Consider the following 18,501-nt stretch of genomic DNA (forward strand, 5'->3'; position numbering starts at 1 on the left):
TGCTGGAGGTATCAGAAGTGCGAATGCTGACATAAGTAACGATAAAGCGGGTGAAAAGCCCGCTCGCCGGAAGACCAAGGGTTCCTGTCCAACGTTAATCGGGGCAGGGTGAGTCGACCCCTAAGGCGAGGCCGAAAGGCGTAGTCGATGGGAAACAGGTTAATATTCCTGTACTTGGTGTTACTGCGAAGGGGGGACGGAGAAGGCTATGTCGGCCGGGCGACGGTTGTCCCGGTTTAAGCGTGTAGGTGTGTGCTCCAGGCAAATCCGGTGCACTTTAACACTGAGGCGTGATGACGAGGCACTACGGTGCTGAAGTGACAAATGCCCTGCTTCCAGGAAAAGCCTCTAAGCATCAGGTAACACGAAATCGTACCCCAAACCGACACAGGTGGTCAGGTAGAGAATACCAAGGCGCTTGAGAGAACTCGGGTGAAGGAACTAGGCAAAATGGTGCCGTAACTTCGGGAGAAGGCACGCTGATATGTAGGTGAAGTGATTTACTCATGGAGCTGAAATCAGTCGAAGATACCAGCTGGCTGCAACTGTTTATTAAAAACACAGCACTGTGCAAACACGAAAGTGGACGTATACGGTGTGACGCCTGCCCGGTGCCGGAAGGTTAATTGATGGGGTTATCCTCGCGGAGAAGCTCTTGATCGAAGCCCCGGTAAACGGCGGCCGTAACTATAACGGTCCTAAGGTAGCGAAATTCCTTGTCGGGTAAGTTCCGACCTGCACGAATGGCGTAATGATGGCCAGGCTGTCTCCACCCGAGACTCAGTGAAATTGAACTCGCTGTGAAGATGCAGTGTACCCGCGGCAAGACGGAAAGACCCCGTGAACCTTTACTATAGCTTGACACTGAACACTGGTCCTTGATGTGTAGGATAGGTGGGAGGCTTTGAAGTGTGGACGCCAGTCTGCATGGAGCCGCCCTTGAAATACCACCCTTTAATGGCTGGTGTTCTAACGTGGGCCCGTGATCCGGGTTGCGGACAGTGTCTGGTGGGTAGTTTGACTGGGGCGGTCTCCTCCTAAAGAGTAACGGAGGAGCACGAAGGTCAGCTAATCCTGGTCGGACATCAGGAGGTTAGTGCAATGGCATAAGCTGGCTTGACTGCGAGCGTGACGGCGCGAGCAGGTGCGAAAGCAGGTCATAGTGATCCGGTGGTTCTGAATGGAAGGGCCATCGCTCAACGGATAAAAGGTACTCCGGGGATAACAGGCTGATACCGCCCAAGAGTTCATATCGACGGCGGTGTTTGGCACCTCGATGTCGGCTCATCACATCCTGGGGCTGAAGTAGGTCCCAAGGGTATGGCTGTTCGCCATTTAAAGTGGTACGCGAGCTGGGTTTAGAACGTCGTGAGACAGTTCGGTCCCTATCTGCCGTGGGCGCTGGAGAACTGAGGGGGGCTGCTCCTAGTACGAGAGGACCGGAGTGGACGCATCACTGGTGTTCGGGTTGTCATGCCAATGGCACTGCCCGGTAGCTAAATGCGGAAGAGATAAGTGCTGAAAGCATCTAAGCACGAAACTTGCCCCGAGATGAGTTCTCCCTGACTCCTTGAGAGTCCTGAAGGAACGTTGAAGACGACGACGTTGATAGGCCGGGTGTGTAAGCGCAGCGATGCGTTGAGCTAACCGGTACTAATGAACCGTGAGGCTTAACCTTACAACGCCGAAGATGTTTTGGCGGACTGAGAGACGATTTTCAGCCTGATTACAGATTAGTGTTTAATGCGAGAGGCATTAGACGAACAGAATTTGCCTGGCGGCCGTAGCGCGGTGGTCCCACCTGACCCCATGCCGAACTCAGAAGTGAAACGCCGTAGCGCCGATGGTAGTGTGGGGTCTCCCCATGCGAGAGTAGGGAACTGCCAGGCATTAATTAAGTGAAGAGGCCATCCTGAGGGATGGCCTTTTTGCGTTCATGCGTCCGGGTGCAGCCGGATGACGGCTGCGCCTTATCGGGCCTACGTATGAACCAGATTCAATAACGGATACGGTCTGCCAAGATCGTCTACCTCTGAACGTCCTGTCACTTTAAATCCCATCTTTTTGTAGAACCCAACCGCTTGTTCATTCTGTTCGTTAACGTTGGTTGTTAACTCGGGAGCCAGCGTAATCGCATGATCAACCAGAAATTTCCCTACGCCGCAGCCACGAACGTCGGGATCGACAAACAGGGCATCCATGTGCTGCCCGGTCAGCAGCATAAACGCGATGGGCTCATCCTGCTCTGTCACTGCCACCCATAACGGCGCTTCTGGTAAAAAAGAACGCACCAGCTCTTCCAGCTCGCTCCGATAGGATGCAGACAGAAAATGGTGCGTAGCATCGACAGAACGACACCAGATAGCAATCAGTTTTTCCCCTTCATCTTGCCGCGATCGGCGAATGCTAATAACCATATTATCTCCTTTTCTTTGTGCTTATATTCTATCGTAAACACCGCCGTGAAACTTTCTCACCTTCAACATGCAGGCTCGACATTAGAAGAATTTCTGGGTATCTTCAGCTATCTGGATGTCTAAACGTTTAAACGTATGTAGTGAGGTTATCAGGTTATGCCAATTCGCGTGCTGGACGAGCTACCCGCCGTCAATTTCTTACGTGAGGAAAACGTCTTTGTTATGACGACATCCCGCGCTTCTGGCCAGGAAATTCGTCCGCTGAAGGTGCTTATCCTCAACCTGATGCCGAAGAAGATCGAAACGGAAAACCAGTTCCTGCGCCTGCTGTCAAACTCACCGCTTCAGGTCGATGTTCAACTCTTGCGGATTGATGCTCGTGAATCGCGTAATACACCGGCAGAGCATCTGAACAACTTCTACTGTAACTTCGAGGATATCTGCGATCAGAATTTCGATGGGCTGATTGTCACCGGCGCGCCTCTGGGTCTGGTGGAGTTTAATGATGTTGCGTATTGGCCGCAGATTAAGCAGGTGCTGGAGTGGGCAAAAGATCACGTCACCTCAACGCTGTTTGTCTGTTGGGCGGTACAGGCCGCGCTTAATATTCTCTATGGCATTCCGAAGCAAACCCGCACAGATAAACTTTCCGGCGTCTACGAACATCACATCCTTCATCCTCATGCTTTACTGACTCGTGGTTTTGATGATTCATTCCTTGCTCCGCACTCACGCTATGCCGACTTCCCGGCGGCGCTGATTCGGGACTATACCGACCTTGAGATCCTCGCAGAAACCGAAGATGGAGATGCCTACCTGTTCGCCAGCAAAGATAAACGTATCGCGTTTGTAACCGGTCACCCGGAGTACGATGCCCATACGCTGGCCAGTGAATATTTCCGGGATGTTGAAGCAGGTTTAAGTCCGAATGTACCGTACAACTATTTCCCGAAAAACGATCCGCAAAACAAACCTCGCGCGACCTGGCGCAGCCACGGTAATTTGCTGTTTACCAACTGGCTCAACTATTACGTCTACCAGATCACGCCATATGATCTGCGTCACATGAATCCAACGCTGGATTAATCTTCTGTAGCGCACGATCCTAAAGCGTTTCAGCATGTTGAAACAGGCACCTTCGGGTGCCTTTTTTATTTCTGAAATGCTGCTCATCTTGTAATTAAACTTTATTTTTATTGTTATCAATAAGTTAATTGATAATTAAATTAAAAATGGAAATTGTTTTTGATTTTGGAGTTTAATTGAGTAGTCTTAGTTGTGCTGAACGAAAACCACACAACGATCCTTCGTTCGCATTGGGGATGTATTCGGATCAATGACGAGGAGCTGCATAATGAATCAACAGGCAACGACAACCGATGAACTGACCTTTACTAGGCCTTATGGTGAGCAGGAGAAGCAAATTCTGACCGCTGAAGCGGTAGAGTTTCTGACCGAACTGGTGACGCGTTTTACGCCGAAGCGTAACAAACTCCTCGCTGCTCGTATTCAGCAACAGCAGGATATTGATGACGGTAAGTTGCCTGATTTTATTTCGGAAACCGCTTCCATTCGTGAAAGTGATTGGAAAATTCGCGGCATTCCTGACGATTTACAGGATCGTCGCGTGGAAATCACCGGCCCGGTAGAACGTAAAATGGTGATTAACGCGCTGAATGCTAACGTGAAAGTGTTCATGGCCGACTTTGAGGATTCACTGGCGCCGGAGTGGAGCAAAGTGATTGATGGCCAGATCAACCTGCGTGATGCGGTGAACGGCACCATCAGCTACACCAACGAAGCCGGGAAAATCTATCAACTCAAGCCAGACCCGGCGTTACTGATTTGTCGCGTACGCGGTTTACACCTGCCGGAAAAACATGTGACCTGGCGTGGTGAAGCCATTCCTGGCAGCCTGTTTGATTTCGCTCTCTACTTTTTCCACAACTATAAAGCGTTGCTGGCAAAAGGCAGCGGCCCGTATTTCTACCTGCCGAAAACTCAGGCCTGGCAGGAGGCAGCCTGGTGGAGCGAAGTCTTCAGCTATGCCGAAGACCGTTTTAATCTGCCGCGCGGCACCATCAAAGCCACCTTGCTGATTGAAACGCTGCCTGCCGTCTTCCAGATGGATGAGATCCTGCACGCGCTGCGTGACCATATTGTTGGTCTTAACTGCGGCCGCTGGGATTACATTTTCAGCTATATCAAAACACTGAAAAATCACCCGGATCGCGTCCTGCCGGACCGTCAGGTGGTGACGATGGATAAACCGTTCCTCAGCGCCTATTCACGGCTGTTGATCAAAACCTGCCACAAGCGCGGCGCATTTGCGATGGGCGGCATGGCGGCGTTTATCCCGAGCAAAGACGCCGAGCGCAACAATCAAGTGCTCAACAAAGTGAAAGCGGACAAAGCGCTGGAAGCCAATAACGGTCATGACGGCACCTGGATCGCGCACCCGGGGCTGGCGGACACCGCGATGACGGTCTTTAACGAGGCGCTGGGCGAAAACCAGAACCAGCTGTTTGTTACCCGCGATGAAGATGCGCCCATTACTGCCGAACAGCTGCTGGCGCCCTGTGAGGGCGATCGTACCGAAGAGGGGATGCGCGCCAATATTCGCGTAGCGGTGCAGTACATCGAAGCATGGATCTCCGGCAATGGCTGCGTACCGATTTATGGCCTGATGGAAGATGCGGCAACGGCTGAAATCTCCCGTACCTCTATCTGGCAATGGATTCATCACGAGAAAACCCTGAGCAACGGCAAACCCGTCACGAAAGCGCTATTCCGCCAGATGCTGGCCGAAGAGATGCTGGTGATCCAGGACGAGCTGGGCGAACACCGCTTCAGCAGCGGGCGCTTTGATGAAGCCGCGCGCCTGATGGAGCAGATCACTACCTCTGATGAACTGATCGATTTCTTGACCCTGCCAGGCTACCGCCTGCTGGCTTAACTCACCACATAACAATATGGAGCATCTGCACATGAAAACCCGTACCCAACAAATCGAAGAGTTACAGAAAGAATGGACGCAACCGCGCTGGGAAGGCATCCGTCGCCCGTATAGCGCGGAGGAAGTGGTGAAATTACGCGGCTCGGTCAACCCGGAATGTACGCTGGCGCAGCTTGGCGCGGCCAAAATGTGGCGTCTGCTGCATGGCGACGCGAAAAAAGGCTACATCAACAGCCTCGGCGCACTGACCGGCGGCCAGGCGCTGCAACAGGCGAAAGCGGGCATTGAGGCGGTCTATCTGTCCGGCTGGCAGGTGGCGGCGGACGCTAACCTGGCCTCCAGCATGTACCCGGATCAGTCGCTGTACCCGGCAAACTCTGTTCCGGCGGTCGTGGATCGGATCAACAACACTTTCCGTCGTGCGGATCAGATCCAGTGGGCGTCCGGCATTGAGCCTGGCGATCCGCGCTTTGTCGATTACTTCCTGCCGATCGTTGCCGATGCGGAGGCCGGTTTTGGCGGCGTACTGAACGCGTTTGAACTGATGAAATCGATGATCGAAGCCGGTGCAGCGGCTGTTCACTTCGAAGATCAGCTTGCGTCGGTGAAGAAGTGCGGTCATATGGGCGGCAAAGTTCTGGTGCCGACGCAGGAAGCCATTCAGAAACTGGTGGCTGCGCGTCTGGCGGCTGACGTGATGGGCGTACCGACGTTGCTGATTGCCCGTACCGACGCGGATGCGGCAGATCTGATAACCTCCGACTGCGACGCGTACGACAGTGAATTTATTACCGGCGAACGCACCAGCGAAGGCTTCTTCCGCACGCGTGCCGGTATTGAACAGGCGATCAGCCGTGGGCTGGCGTATGCGCCTTACGCAGACCTGGTGTGGTGCGAAACCTCTACGCCGGACCTTGAACTGGCGAAGCGCTTTGCCGATGCCATCCACGCGAAATACCCGGGTAAACTGCTGGCCTACAACTGTTCGCCGTCGTTTAACTGGCAGAAGAACCTGGACGATAAAACCATCGCCAGCTTCCAGCAGCAGCTGTCGGACATGGGCTACAAGTATCAGTTCATCACCCTGGCGGGCATCCATAGCATGTGGTTCAACATGTTCGACCTGGCACATTCCTATGCGCAGGGTGAAGGCATGCGCCACTATGTTGAGAAGGTTCAGCAGCCAGAATTTGCAGCGGCCAAAGACGGTTACACCTTCGTGTCCCATCAGCAGGAAGTGGGGACAGGCTACTTCGACAAAGTGACCACCATTATTCAGGGTGGCACCTCCTCAGTGACGGCATTAACGGGTTCTACTGAAGAATCGCAGTTCTGATTCATGCCGGATGGCGCTTACGCTGATCCGGCCTACCCCGAACCGTAGGCCGGATAAGGTGCTTGCTCCGCCATCCGGCAACCGATGAGGACAAACCATGTCGCGTGGCCTGGAATTACTGATTGCTCAAACCATCCTGCAAGGCTTTGACGCGCAGTATGGTCGATTTCTGGAAGTGACTTCCGGCGCGCAGCAGCGCTTTGAACAGGCCGACTGGCATGCTGTGCAGCAGGCGATGAAAAGCCGTATCCACCTCTACGATCATCACGTTGGTCTGGTGGTGGAACAGTTGCGCTGCATTACTGACGGCAAAAGCACCGATGCGGCCTTTTTACTGCGTGTCAAAGAGCATTACACCCGGCTGTTGCCGGATTACCCGCGCTTCGAGATTGCGGAGAGCTTTTTTAACTCCGTCTACTGTCGGTTATTTGACCACCGCTCGCTCACTCCCGAGCGGCTTTTTATCTTTAGCTCCCAGCCTGAACGCCGGTTTCGCACGATCCCGCGCCCGCTGGCGAAAGATTTCTTCCCCGATCACGGCTGGGAACCGCTGTTGACGCGTATTCTCAGCGATCTACCGCTGCGTTTGCCCTGGCAAAACAAAAGCCGTGATATTCATTACATCATTGCTCACCTGACGGAAGCGTTCGGAGCGGAGGCTTTGCACCGTAGCTATTTGCAGGTGGCGAATGAGCTGTTTTATCGCAATAAAGCCGCCTGGCTGGTGGGGAAGTTGCTGACCCCAGCCGGCACGTTGCCATTTTTGCTGCCGATTCATCACACCGATGAAGGCGAACTGTTTGTCGATACCTGCCTGACCACCACGGCTGAGGCCAGTATCGTGTTTGGTTTTGCCCGTTCCTACTTCATGGTGTACGCGCCGTTGCCCGCCGCGCTGGTTGAGTGGCTGCGTGAGATCCTGCCAGGTAAAACCACCGCCGAGCTGTACATGGCGATTGGCTGTCAGAAGCATGCGAAAACCGAGAGCTATCGCGAGTATTTACTGTATCTGGCGAACAGCGATGAGCAGTTTATTGAAGCGCCCGGTATTCGTGGCATGGTGATGCTGGTGTTTACGCTGCCGGGCTTTGACCGGGTGTTTAAGATCATCAAGGATAGGTTTGCCCCACAAAAAGAGATGTCGGCCGCCCATGTGCGCGCCTGCTATCAACTCGTTAAAGAACACGATCGCGTCGGGCGGATGGCCGATACGCAGGAGTTCGAGAACTTTGTGCTGGAGAAGCGGCGAATCGCGCCAGCGCTGATGACGCTGTTGCGCCAGGAGGCGCCGGAGAAAATCATTGACCTTGGCGATCAGATAGTGATTCGCCATCTCTACATTGAGCGTCGTATGGTGCCGCTGAATATCTGGCTGGAGCAGGTGGAGGGCCAGCAACTGCGTGACGCGATTGAAGAGTACGGCAATGCGATTCGCCAGCTTGCCGCCGCCAACATTTTCCCCGGCGACATGCTGTTTAAAAACTTTGGCGTCACCCGCCACGGGCGCGTGGTGTTCTACGATTACGATGAAATTTGCTACATGACGGAAGTGAATTTCCGCGATATTCCGCAAGCGCGCTACCCGGAAGATGAGCTGGCCAGCGAGCCCTGGTACAGCGTTTCGCCAGGGGATGTTTTCCCGGAAGAGTTTCGCCACTGGCTGTGCGCTGACCCAAGAATTGGGCCGTTATTTGAGGAGATGCACGCCGACCTGTTCCGCGCCGACTACTGGCGGGCGTTACAGACGCGTATCCGCGAAGGGCACGTGGAAGATGTTTACGCCTATCGGCGCAAACAGCGGTTTTGCTTCAGATTTGCGGCTTGACGCCCGGTGGCGCTACGCTTACCGGGCCTACACGTGACTGTAGGCTGGATAAGGCGCTTGCGCCGCCATCCGGCAAGCCTTGCTTATCTAAACCCGCCGTATGCCAGCGTGACTTCTTTCGCCGCTTTAATCACCATCGCGCCAAACTCGGTGACGCGATCGTCAGTGATGCGGGAAATCGGCCCGGAAATTGAGATCGCGGCAAACGGCTCGCGGTGCTCGTCGTAAATGCACGACGCAACGCAACGCAGGCCAAGCGCGTGCTCTTCATCATCAAAGGAATAACCGCGCTTGCGCGTCTGGGCGAGGTCGTCTTTCAGATGTACCGGCGACACCAGCGTGGCGTGGGTATAGGCATGCAGCCCTTTACGGTGCAGCAGGCCGGTCACCTGCTCTTCGCTGAGTTGCGCCAGAAACGCTTTCCCGGCGCCGGAAGCGTGCATTGGCAGTTTGCCGCCGATGGGCGCAGACATGCGCATCAGCTGTGTGCACTGTACCTGGTCGATAATAATCGCCTGGTGATCGCTCTGATCCAGCACCGCCAGATTGACCGTCTCACCGGAGTCTTCCATCAGTTTGCGCAGGATAGGGTGGACAATCGCCAGCAGGTTACGGCTCTGCAAAAAACTGCTGCCGACGATAAACGCATGAGCGCCCACGGCCCAGTGGCCCAGATCTCCCACCTGCCGCACAAAGCCCTGCTGCTGCATGGTGGTCAACAAACGGTGAGTCGTGGAGTTCGGCAGGCCCGCCTGCTGCGCCAGTTCGGTCAGCGCGACGCTGCCGTTGGATTCGGCAATCCACTCCAGCAGCTTCAGGCCACGGGTCAGCGACTGAACCTGCCCGGTTGCGGGCGCAGTGGCAGCGGCGGGTTTTCTACCGCGTTTCGCGGGGACAGGGGCAACCATGGCGGACTCCTTTTCTGTATCGTGGAAATCATTTTCGTTTTATTAAAATATAATGCAAGAATTCCTGCACTGATCGGAGGAGTGAAGCTGAACATGTCTCATGTTGCCTGTTGTTCTCTTTTCCGCCTGTCGTGTTTATGCCAGTATGGTTTGTTGGCCTTTTTTCGGTCCAGGTTGAGTGTTGTCGGGAGCAAGTCGTGAGCAGCAAAGTTGAACAACTGCGTGCGCAGTTAGATGAACGTATTCTGGTTCTGGATGGTGGCATGGGGACAATGATCCAGAGCTATCGCCTGAGTGAAGAGGATTTTCGCGGCGAGCGTTTTGCTGACTGGCCCTGCGATTTGAAAGGCAACAACGACCTGTTGGTACTCAGCAAGCCGGAGGTGATTACCGCGATTCATCACGCTTACTTTGAGGCGGGTGCGGATATCATCGAAACCAACACGTTTAACTCCACGACGATTGCGATGGCGGATTACCAGATGGAATCCCTGTCGGCGGAAATCAACTTTACCGCCGCGAAACTGGCCCGCGCCTGCGCCGATGAATGGACGGCGCGCACGCCGGAAAAACCGCGCTACGTTGCGGGCGTGCTTGGCCCAACCAACCGCACCGCATCCATCTCGCCGGACGTGAACGACCCGGCGTTTCGTAATATCTCCTTCGATCAGCTGGTCGCGGCCTATCGCGAATCCACTAAAGCGCTGGTGGAAGGCGGGTCAGACCTGATTCTGATTGAAACCGTCTTTGACACGCTGAATGCGAAAGCCGCCGTTTTTGCGGTGAAAGAAGAATTTGAAGCGCTGGGCGTCGAGCTGCCGATTATGATCTCCGGCACGATCACCGATGCGTCCGGGCGCACGCTCTCCGGCCAGACTACCGAAGCGTTTTATAACTCGCTGCGCCACGCCGAAGCGCTCACCTTTGGTCTTAACTGCGCGCTGGGGCCGGATGAACTGCGCCAGTATGTGCAGGAACTGGCGCGCATTGCCGAATGCTATGTCACCGCGCACCCGAATGCCGGTCTGCCTAACGCTTTCGGCGAATACGATCTTGATGCTGATACGATGGCGAAGCAGATCCGCGAGTGGGCGGAGTCGGGCTTTCTCAACATTGTCGGCGGCTGCTGTGGGACGACGCCGGAACACATTGCCGCGATGAGCCGCGCGGTTGATGGTTTAGCGCCGCGTAAACTGCCCGATATTCCGGTTGCCTGTCGTCTCTCTGGCCTTGAGCCGTTGAATATTGGCGATGACAGCCTGTTTGTAAACGTGGGTGAGCGTACCAACGTCACCGGTTCCGCTAAATTTAAGCGGTTGATCAAAGAAGAGAAATACAGCGAAGCGCTGGATGTCGCCCGCCAGCAGGTGGAGAGCGGCGCGCAGATTATCGATATCAACATGGATGAGGGGATGCTCGACGCCGAAGTCGCGATGGTGCGCTTCCTCAACCTGATTGCCGGTGAGCCGGATATCGCCCGCGTACCGATCATGATCGACTCCTCAAAATGGGAGGTCATCGAAAAAGGGCTGAAATGCATTCAGGGTAAAGGCATCGTTAACTCCATTTCGATGAAAGAGGGCGTGGAAACCTTTATCCACCATGCGAAGCTGCTGCGTCGCTATGGCGCGGCGGTAGTGGTGATGGCCTTTGATGAACAAGGGCAGGCCGATACCCGCGCGCGTAAGATCGAGATTTGCCGCCGGGCGTACAACATTCTCACCAAAGAGGTGGGCTTCCCGCCGGAAGACATTATCTTTGACCCGAACATTTTTGCCGTAGCGACCGGTATCGACGAACACAACAACTACGCGCAGGACTTTATCGGCGCCTGTGAAGATATCAAACGCGAACTGCCGCACGCGCTGATCTCCGGCGGCGTCTCTAACGTCTCCTTCTCGTTTCGCGGCAACGATCCGGTGCGCGAAGCGATTCATGCGGTGTTCCTCTACTACGCCATCCGTAACGGCATGGACATGGGGATCGTCAACGCCGGGCAACTGGCGATTTATGACGACCTGCCCGCCGAACTGCGCGACGCGGTGGAAGATGTGATCCTCAATCGCCGCGACGATAGCACCGAGCGTCTGCTGGCGCTGGCGGAAAAATACCGTGGTAGCAAAGCCGATGATTCAGCCAATGCGCAACAGGCGGAATGGCGCAGTTGGGAAGTGAAAAAACGCCTTGAGTATTCGCTGGTAAAAGGCATTACCGAGTTTATCGAACAGGATACCGAAGAAGCCCGTCAGCAGGCGACGCGTCCGATCGAGGTTATCGAAGGGCCGCTGATGGACGGTATGAACGTGGTGGGCGATCTGTTCGGCGAAGGCAAAATGTTCCTGCCGCAGGTGGTGAAATCGGCCCGCGTCATGAAGCAGGCGGTGGCGTATCTGGAACCGTTTATTGAAGCCAGCAAAGAGCAGGGCTCCAGCAACGGTAAAATGGTTATCGCCACCGTGAAGGGCGATGTGCATGACATTGGCAAAAACATTGTTGGCGTTGTTTTACAGTGCAACAACTATGAAATCATCGATCTTGGCGTCATGGTGCCGGCAGAAAAAATCCTCAAAACCGCGAAAGAAGTGAATGCGGATTTGATTGGTCTCTCCGGCCTGATTACCCCGTCGCTGGATGAAATGGTCAACGTGGCGAAGGAGATGGAACGTCAGGGCTTCACCATCCCGCTGCTGATTGGCGGCGCGACCACGTCCAAAGCGCACACGGCGGTGAAGATTGAGCAGAACTACAGCGGCCCGACGGTCTATGTCCAGAACGCCTCGCGTACCGTGGGCGTCGTGGCGGCGTTGCTGTCTGAAACCCAGCACGATGAGTTTGTCGCCCGTACCCGTAAAGAGTATGAAACCGTGCGCATCCAGCATGCGCGTAAGAAACCGCGCACGCCGCCGGTGACGCTGGCCGCCGCGCGTGATAATGACCTGGCATTTGACTGGGAAAGCTATACACCGCCTGTCGCTCATCGTCTGGGCGTGCAGGACGTTGAGGCCAGTATCGAAACGCTGCGCAACTACATCGACTGGACGCCGTTCTTTATGACCTGGTCGCTGGCCGGGAAATATCCGCGCATTCTCGAAGACGAGGTGGTGGGCGAAGAGGCGAAACGCCTGTTTAAAGACGCCAACGACATGCTGGATAAACTGAGTGCGGAGAAGACGCTCAACCCGCGTGGCGTGGTGGGGCTGTTCCCGGCAAACCGTGTGGGTGATGATATCGAAATTTATCGCGATGAGACGCGTACCCATGTGCTGGCGGTCAGCCATCATCTGCGTCAGCAAACGGAGAAGGTGGGTTTCGCCAATTATTGCCTGTCTGACTTTGTTGCGCCGAAACAGAGCGGCAAAGAGGATTACATCGGCGCCTTCGCCGTCACGGGCGGTCTGGAAGAGGATGCGCTGGCAGAGGCATTCGAGGCGCAGCATGATGATTACAACAAGATTATGGTCAAAGCGATCGCCGACCGTCTGGCGGAAGCCTTTGCGGAATACCTGCATGAGCGGGTGCGTAAAGTTTACTGGGGCTATGCGGCGAATGAGAACCTCAGCAACGAGGAGCTGATCCGCGAAAACTATCAGGGGATTCGTCCGGCGCCAGGCTATCCGGCCTGCCCGGAGCACACTGAGAAGGGCACCATCTGGCAACTGCTGGACGTGGAAAAACACACCGGCATGAAGCTGACCGAATCCTACGCCATGTGGCCGGGCGCTTCCGTTTCCGGTTGGTACTTCAGCCATCCTGACAGCAAGTACTACACCGTCGCGCAAATACAGCGCGATCAGGTGGAGGATTATGCGCAGCGTAAAGGGATGACGGTCGCAGAGGTAGAGCGCTGGTTGGCCTCCAACCTGGGCTATGATGCCGACTAGTTCATAAAACTGTCATTTTTCCTTACAACAAACAGGGTGCTCATCGGGCGCCCTGTCTCTTTATTGTTTTGAAACCCTTATACTGGAAGAAGGTTCACGGGGCTGCTTGCCGGATGGCGGCGTAAACGCTTATCCGGCCTACAAATATCCCCGTAAGCCGGATAAGCGCGGCGCCATCCGGTAAAAAGGCTGAACATCATAATAATGATAAGGAGTACCTGATTCTGTGTTAACTCTGCTACACCTGCTTTCTGCTGTTGCCCTGCTGGTGTGGGGCACCCATATTGTGCGTACCGGCGTGATGCGCGTTTTCGGCGCCCGTCTGCGTACCGTTCTCAGCCGCAGTGTTGAAAAGAAACCGCTCGCCTTCTGCGCGGGTATCGGCGTTACTGCGCTGGTGCAAAGCAGTAACGCCACGACTATGCTGGTGACGTCATTTGTCGCCCAGGATCTGGTCGCCCTGACGCCTGCACTGGTGATTGTGTTGGGGGCCGACGTGGGGACCGCGCTGATGGCGCGTATCCTTACCTTTGATTTGTCATGGTTATCGCCGCTGCTGATTTTCATCGGCGTTATCTTCTTTTTGGGGCGTAAGCAGTCACGCGCCGGACAACTGGGGCGAGTGGGGATCGGTCTTGGCCTGATACTGCTGGCGCTGGAGCTGATTGTGCAGGCGGTGACGCCGATTACTCAGGCGAATGGCGTACAGGTCATCTTCGCCTCGCTGACCGGCGACATCATGCTGGATGCGCTGATTGGCGCCATGTTTGCCATCATCAGCTATTCCAGCCTGGCTGCCGTCCTGCTGACGGCCACGCTGACGGCGGCGGGCATCATATCGTTCCCGGTCGCGTTGTGCCTAGTCATCGGCGCCAACCTTGGTTCCGGCCTGCTGGCGATGCTCAACAACAGCGCAGCTAATGCCGCCGCTCGCCGCGTGGCGCTGGGCAGTCTGCTGTTTAAGCTGGTGGGCAGCCTGATTATCCTGCCGTTTGTCCATGTGCTGGCCGATACGATGGATGCGTTACCGCTGCCAAAATCCGAACTGGTTATCTACTTCCACGTTTTTTACAACCTGGCGCGGTGTCTGGTGATGATTCCGTTCGCCGAACCGATGGCGCGTTTCTGTAAACGTATTATCCGCGATGAACCGGAACTGGATGCCCATCTGAAGCCTAAACATCTGGATGTCAGCGCGCTGGACACGCCAACGCTCGCGCTGGCCAATGCCGCCCGGGAAGCGCTGCGCATTGGTGATGCGATGGAGCAGATGATGGAAGGTCTGAAAAAGGTGATGCACGGCGAGCCGCGCGAAGAGAAAGAGCTGCGCAAGCTGGCGGATGATATCAACGTGCTTTACACCGCCATCAAACTCTATCTGGCGCGGATGCCGAAAGAGGAACTGGCGGAGGAAGAGTCGCGGCGCTGGGCGGAAATCATCGAGATGTCCCTGAACCTGGAGCAGGCCTCGGATATCGTCGAACGGATGGGCAGCGAGATTGCCGATAAGTCGCTGGCGGCGCGGCGGGCGTTTTCCATTGAAGGGCTGAAAGAGCTGGATGCGCTGTATGATCAGTTACTCAGCAACCTGCAACTGGCGATGTCGGTGTTTTTCTCCGGCGACGTCACCAGCGCCCGACGTTTGCGTCGCAGCAAACATCGTTTCCGTATTCTCAATCGTCGTTATTCACATGCGCATGTGGATCGCCTGCACCAGCAGAACGTACAGAGCATCGAAACCAGCTCATTGCATCTGGGACTGCTGGGCGATATGCAACGCCTGAATTCGCTGTTTTGTTCGGTGGCTTACAGCGTGCTGGAGCAGCCGGATGAAGACGACGAGCGGGATGACTATTGATTGCTGATTGCCGGATGGCGGCGTGAAATGCCTTATCCGGCCTACGTTATAAACACTATCCTGTAGGCCTGATAAACGTAGCGCCATCAGGCATTTTACATTCTACATGGCGACGATCAGAAGCGATGACCGGCTTCAAGAGGAACCGCTTCTTCACCCGCGTTGAACACATACGTCGTGTTCGGGCCGCCGAGCGTCGCCAGCCCCTTGCTCACCTGAATCCAGTTGCCTTCCGGCAGGCCAATCACCGTTAACTCTGGCGCGACCACCAGCAGCTCGCGAATACGCTGTTCGCGGGTTTCGCCTTTGTGACCTTCCGGCAACGCGTTAGTGAAGTGCGGGTTAATCTGCAACGGGAACAGACCCAGCGCATCAAACCCTTGTGGGTCAACGATCGGCATATCGTTAGTGGTGCGAATGGTCGGACAGGCAAGGTTCGCGCCCGCGCTCCAGCCGATATACAACGCGCCACGCTTAACGGCAGCCACGATGGGCGCCAGCAGCCCACGTTCACGGCTCTCTTTTAGCAACTGGAAAGTGTTCCCACCGCCGACAATCACCACTTCCGCATCGGCAATCGCTGCGACCGGATCGGCGACGCTATGAATACCGGTCACTGAAACGCCGAGCGGCGCAAGGACTGCGGTGGTTTTCGCTGTGTAATCGTCCCAGGTTTGCGTGACGCCAGCAAACGGGAGAAACACCGCTGAACGGCGGCCATGCAGTTGTTCCGCCACCAGCGGCAGCGCGTGTTCCAGCCAGGCTTTTCCCGGCAGAGTGGAGTTACTCAATAACAGCAGTTCCATGACATCTCCAGTAATCAAAAAGTAAAAACATCCGTGATGCTACCACCGCTCATCTTACCGCTTGCTGATGTGGCTCACGATGTGGTTATCGATATTCTGGAACGCGTCTCGCAGGGGGATTTCGTGATGTCATCGACTTTATGAGCAGCGGTGAGCCGCACTCCTGTCATTCGACGCTTTTTCCCTGACCGCAAGGTGCGGTATATTTCGCTTTTACAGGAGAATTTATGCAGCCCGACTCATCTGTCCGATTAAATAAATACATCAGTGAAAGCGGAATTTGCTCGCGTCGCGAGGCGGATCGCTACATTGAACAAGGGAATGTCTTCATTAATGGCAAACGCGCCACCATTGGCGATCAGGTGATGCCTGGCGACGTGGTGAAGGTTAATGGTCGGTTGATTGAGCCGCGCGAAGCGGAAGATCTGGTCTTTATCGCGCTGAACAAGCCAGTAGGGATTGTCAGTACCACGGAAGACAGCGAACGCGATAACATCGTGGATTTCGTGAACCATAGCAAACGTATTTTCCCGATTGGCCGCCTGGATAAAGACTCCCAGGGGCTTATCTTTCTTACCAATCACGGCGATCTGGTCAACAAAATCCTCCGTGCCGGTAACGATCACGAGAAAGAGTATCTGGTCACGGTTGATAAGCCGGTAACGGATGACTTTATTCGCGGTATGGGCGCGGGCGTCCCGATCCTCGGCACGGTGACCAAAAAGTGCAAGGTGAAGAAGGAAGCGCCGTTTGTTTTCCGCATTACCCTGATTCAGGGGCTGAACCGCCAGATCCGCCGCATGTGCGAGCACTTTGGTTATGAAGTGACGAAACTCGAACGCACGCGCATTATGAACGTGAGTTTATCCGGTCTGCCGCCCGGCGAGTGGCGGGATCTGACGGATGACGAACTCATCGCTCTGTTTAAGCTGATCGAAAACTCTTCATCAGAAGCCAAACCGACGTCGAAGGCGAAAGCGAAGCCGAAAACGGCGGGCATTAAGCGTCCGGTGGTGAAAATCGAAAAAACCAACGAGAAAGCGCGCCCGGCGTCAAACGGAAAACGCTTTACCTCGCCGGGGCGGAAGAAGAAAGGGCGTTAACGTCTGCCGCGCGTCGGCGTATTGGCCGACCAGGAAAACGACGCCTCAGTATCTGGTTTATAAGCCTGCTTTTTCTTCAACTGGCGGGCTTTTTTGGCCTCTGCTTCGCGTAGCGCCATTAACTTATCAATGTACTCCTTTTTCACGCTGTTGGTTTCCGCATTCGTGAGCGGGCGGCCATGTGCAATGCGCGCGCGGTCGAGCAGCGTTTTCAGTTCACGCTGCTCGCGCTCGGTCATCTCTTTTTGGGTGATGCGTGGGAGTGCCATAAATGTACCCTCGGTCAGTCAGATAACCCAGTGTACGGCAAAGTGCAGAGGCTGTGTAGGCCGGATAAGGCGTTAGCCACCATCCGGCGACGTGCACGGATTGCGCCTGATGGCGCTACGCTTATCAGGTCTACACCTTCACCCTATCACGCGGCTTCTCGGCAATCGGCTTGCCTGACCAGTAACCGGCCAGCAGTGAGCCGGAGAGGTTATGCCAGACCGAGAACAGCGCGCCGGGGAGCGCGGCCAGCGGAGAGAAGTAAATTTTACCGAGCGCCGCCGCAAGGCCGGAGTTCTGCATTCCAACTTCAATCGCCAGCGTGCGGCAGGTGGACTCATCAAAGCCAAACAGGCGACCGCCCCAGTAACCGCCGAGCAGACCAATGGTGTTGTGCAGGATCACCGCCACAATCACCACAAAACCAACGGATGCGATATGCGAGGCGGAACCGGCCACCACTGCGCTGATGATCGCCAGAATGCACACCATTGAGAACGCAGGCAGATAAGGCTCCACGGTTTTTACCACGCGAGGAAACAGGTGGTGAATGACCAGCCCAAGCGCGATTGGAATCACGACGATCTGTAAAATGCTGAGCAGCATCCCCATCACATCCACCTGAATATGCGCATCCACATACAGGCGCGTCAGCAGCGGTGTCGCGACCACGCCAACCAGCGTGGAAACCGATGAGATAGTAACCGAAAGCGCCACATCCCCTTTCGCCAGATAGATCATGACGTTAGATGCTGTTCCGCTGGCGACGCTGCCCACCAGTACCATCCCGGCAGAGAGGTCCGGCGGCATGTTAAACAGTATCGCCAGTAGCCAGGCGGCGAGCGGCATCACCAGATAATGCAGGAAAATACCGGCAGCGACAGGCGCCGGGCGGGAAAGCACGCGTTTAAAGTCGTCGAGCTTAAGGTGTACGCCCATGCCGAACATAATCAGCATCAGCAGCGTGGTCACCCACGAGCCAATGGGGGTGAAGGTCGATGGCGTGTAATACGCAATAACAGAGAGCAGCAGCGCCCATAACGGGAACAGCCGGGTGATAACGGATAACATAATAAATTCCTTGCAGTATTGTCGTGTTGTTTAGTTATAAAAAAGCCGGGTTCGAGCCCGGCTATAGGTATTA

General features: G+C 55.2%; 12 protein-coding genes and 2 rRNA genes (1 of these 14 cut by a window edge). 9 read left to right on the top strand and 5 right to left on the bottom strand.

Annotation, left to right across the window (positions count from 1 at the left end; genetic code table 11):
• Together OGV82_RS19780 and rrf are read left to right on the top strand one after the other, a co-directional pair.
• Positions 1–1,678 (top strand): 23S ribosomal RNA (locus tag OGV82_RS19780); it begins 1,218 nt to the left of the window's first position.
• Positions 1,679–1,773: 95 nt separating this feature from the next.
• Positions 1,774–1,889 (top strand): 5S ribosomal RNA (gene rrf / locus OGV82_RS19785).
• A 90-nt stretch (positions 1,890–1,979) separates the two neighbouring features.
• Here rrf and OGV82_RS19790 read toward each other — a convergent pair.
• Complete coding sequence (locus tag OGV82_RS19790; RefSeq protein WP_101744395.1) at positions 1,980–2,417, bottom strand: acetyltransferase; 438 nt, start codon at positions 2,415–2,417, stop codon at positions 1,980–1,982.
• 156 nt (positions 2,418–2,573) lie between these two features.
• On the opposite strand from OGV82_RS19790, the gene metA reads away from it, so the two are divergent.
• From metA to aceK, 4 genes are all read left to right on the top strand, one after another.
• A complete protein-coding gene (gene metA / locus OGV82_RS19795; protein ID WP_012134677.1) occupies positions 2,574–3,503 on the top strand; it encodes a homoserine O-acetyltransferase MetA in 930 nt (309 codons plus the stop codon).
• Positions 3,504–3,771: 268 nt separating this feature from the next.
• Complete coding sequence (gene aceB / locus OGV82_RS19800; RefSeq protein WP_101744394.1) at positions 3,772–5,373, top strand: malate synthase A; 1,602 nt, start codon at positions 3,772–3,774, stop codon at positions 5,371–5,373.
• A gap of 31 nt (positions 5,374–5,404) precedes the next feature.
• Positions 5,405–6,709, top strand: coding sequence for an isocitrate lyase (gene aceA, locus OGV82_RS19805; protein WP_024130843.1), 1,305 nt, complete (start codon positions 5,405–5,407; stop codon positions 6,707–6,709).
• A 97-nt stretch (positions 6,710–6,806) separates the two neighbouring features.
• Positions 6,807–8,534 (top strand): bifunctional isocitrate dehydrogenase kinase/phosphatase, encoded by a 1,728-nt coding sequence (aceK, locus tag OGV82_RS19810; RefSeq protein ID WP_101744393.1) that lies wholly within the window; start codon positions 6,807–6,809, stop codon positions 8,532–8,534.
• Positions 8,535–8,617: 83 nt separating this feature from the next.
• Here the strand turns inward: aceK and iclR are convergent, their stop codons facing one another.
• Entirely contained in the window at positions 8,618–9,442 is an 825-nt protein-coding gene (gene iclR / locus OGV82_RS19815; RefSeq protein ID WP_058668403.1) for a glyoxylate bypass operon transcriptional repressor IclR, read from the bottom strand.
• A gap of 197 nt (positions 9,443–9,639) precedes the next feature.
• Between iclR and metH the strand changes: the two genes are divergently transcribed.
• On the top strand, positions 9,640–13,323 hold the full coding sequence (gene metH / locus OGV82_RS19820) for a methionine synthase (protein ID WP_024130842.1): 3,684 nt from the start codon (positions 9,640–9,642) through the stop codon (positions 13,321–13,323).
• Positions 13,324–13,549: 226 nt separating this feature from the next.
• A complete protein-coding gene (locus tag OGV82_RS19825) occupies positions 13,550–15,181 on the top strand; it encodes a Na/Pi cotransporter family protein (protein WP_024130841.1) in 1,632 nt (543 codons plus the stop codon).
• A 116-nt stretch (positions 15,182–15,297) separates the two neighbouring features.
• Here the strand turns inward: OGV82_RS19825 and pepE are convergent, their stop codons facing one another.
• Entirely contained in the window at positions 15,298–15,987 is a 690-nt protein-coding gene (gene pepE, locus OGV82_RS19830) for a dipeptidase PepE (protein WP_047459706.1), read from the bottom strand.
• 227 nt (positions 15,988–16,214) lie between these two features.
• On the opposite strand from pepE, the gene rluF reads away from it, so the two are divergent.
• On the top strand, positions 16,215–17,090 hold the full coding sequence (gene rluF / locus OGV82_RS19835; RefSeq protein ID WP_101744392.1) for a 23S rRNA pseudouridine(2604) synthase RluF: 876 nt from the start codon (positions 16,215–16,217) through the stop codon (positions 17,088–17,090).
• On the opposite strand, the gene OGV82_RS19840 is transcribed toward rluF, so the two are convergent.
• Positions 17,087–17,359, bottom strand: a complete 273-nt coding sequence (locus tag OGV82_RS19840; RefSeq protein ID WP_012134667.1) for a YjbD family protein — start codon at positions 17,357–17,359, stop codon at positions 17,087–17,089. The two genes, rluF and OGV82_RS19840, sit on opposite strands and share 4 nt — an antisense overlap.
• A gap of 130 nt (positions 17,360–17,489) precedes the next feature.
• The gene (gene panS, locus OGV82_RS19845; RefSeq protein WP_101744391.1) at positions 17,490–18,428 is read right to left on the bottom strand and encodes a ketopantoate/pantoate/pantothenate transporter PanS; all 939 of its coding nucleotides are present in this window, start codon (positions 18,426–18,428) and stop codon (positions 17,490–17,492) included.
• Between the last annotated feature and the right edge of the window lie 73 nt (positions 18,429–18,501).

The sequence above is a fragment of the Citrobacter sp. CK191 genome (genome assembly GCF_030333435.1).
In the GTDB taxonomy this organism is placed as follows: domain Bacteria; phylum Pseudomonadota; class Gammaproteobacteria; order Enterobacterales; family Enterobacteriaceae; genus Citrobacter_B; species Citrobacter_B koseri.

Excerpts from the sequence above, each read along its gene's own strand:
- OGV82_RS19790 (WP_101744395.1), bottom strand. The coding sequence starts at position 2,417 with ATGGTTATTAGCATTCGCCGATCGCGGCAAGATGAAGGGGAAAAACTG.
- metA (WP_012134677.1), top strand. The coding sequence starts at position 2,574 with ATGCCAATTCGCGTGCTGGACGAGCTACCCGCCGTCAATTTCTTACGT.
- aceB (WP_101744394.1), top strand. The coding sequence starts at position 3,772 with ATGAATCAACAGGCAACGACAACCGATGAACTGACCTTTACTAGGCCT.
- aceA (WP_024130843.1), top strand. The coding sequence starts at position 5,405 with ATGAAAACCCGTACCCAACAAATCGAAGAGTTACAGAAAGAATGGACG.
- aceK (WP_101744393.1), top strand. The coding sequence starts at position 6,807 with ATGTCGCGTGGCCTGGAATTACTGATTGCTCAAACCATCCTGCAAGGC.
- iclR (WP_058668403.1), bottom strand. The coding sequence starts at position 9,442 with ATGGTTGCCCCTGTCCCCGCGAAACGCGGTAGAAAACCCGCCGCTGCC.
- pepE (WP_047459706.1), bottom strand. The coding sequence starts at position 15,987 with ATGGAACTGCTGTTATTGAGTAACTCCACTCTGCCGGGAAAAGCCTGG.
- rluF (WP_101744392.1), top strand. The coding sequence starts at position 16,215 with ATGCAGCCCGACTCATCTGTCCGATTAAATAAATACATCAGTGAAAGC.
- OGV82_RS19840 (WP_012134667.1), bottom strand. The coding sequence starts at position 17,359 with ATGGCACTCCCACGCATCACCCAAAAAGAGATGACCGAGCGCGAGCAG.
- panS (WP_101744391.1), bottom strand. The coding sequence starts at position 18,428 with ATGTTATCCGTTATCACCCGGCTGTTCCCGTTATGGGCGCTGCTGCTC.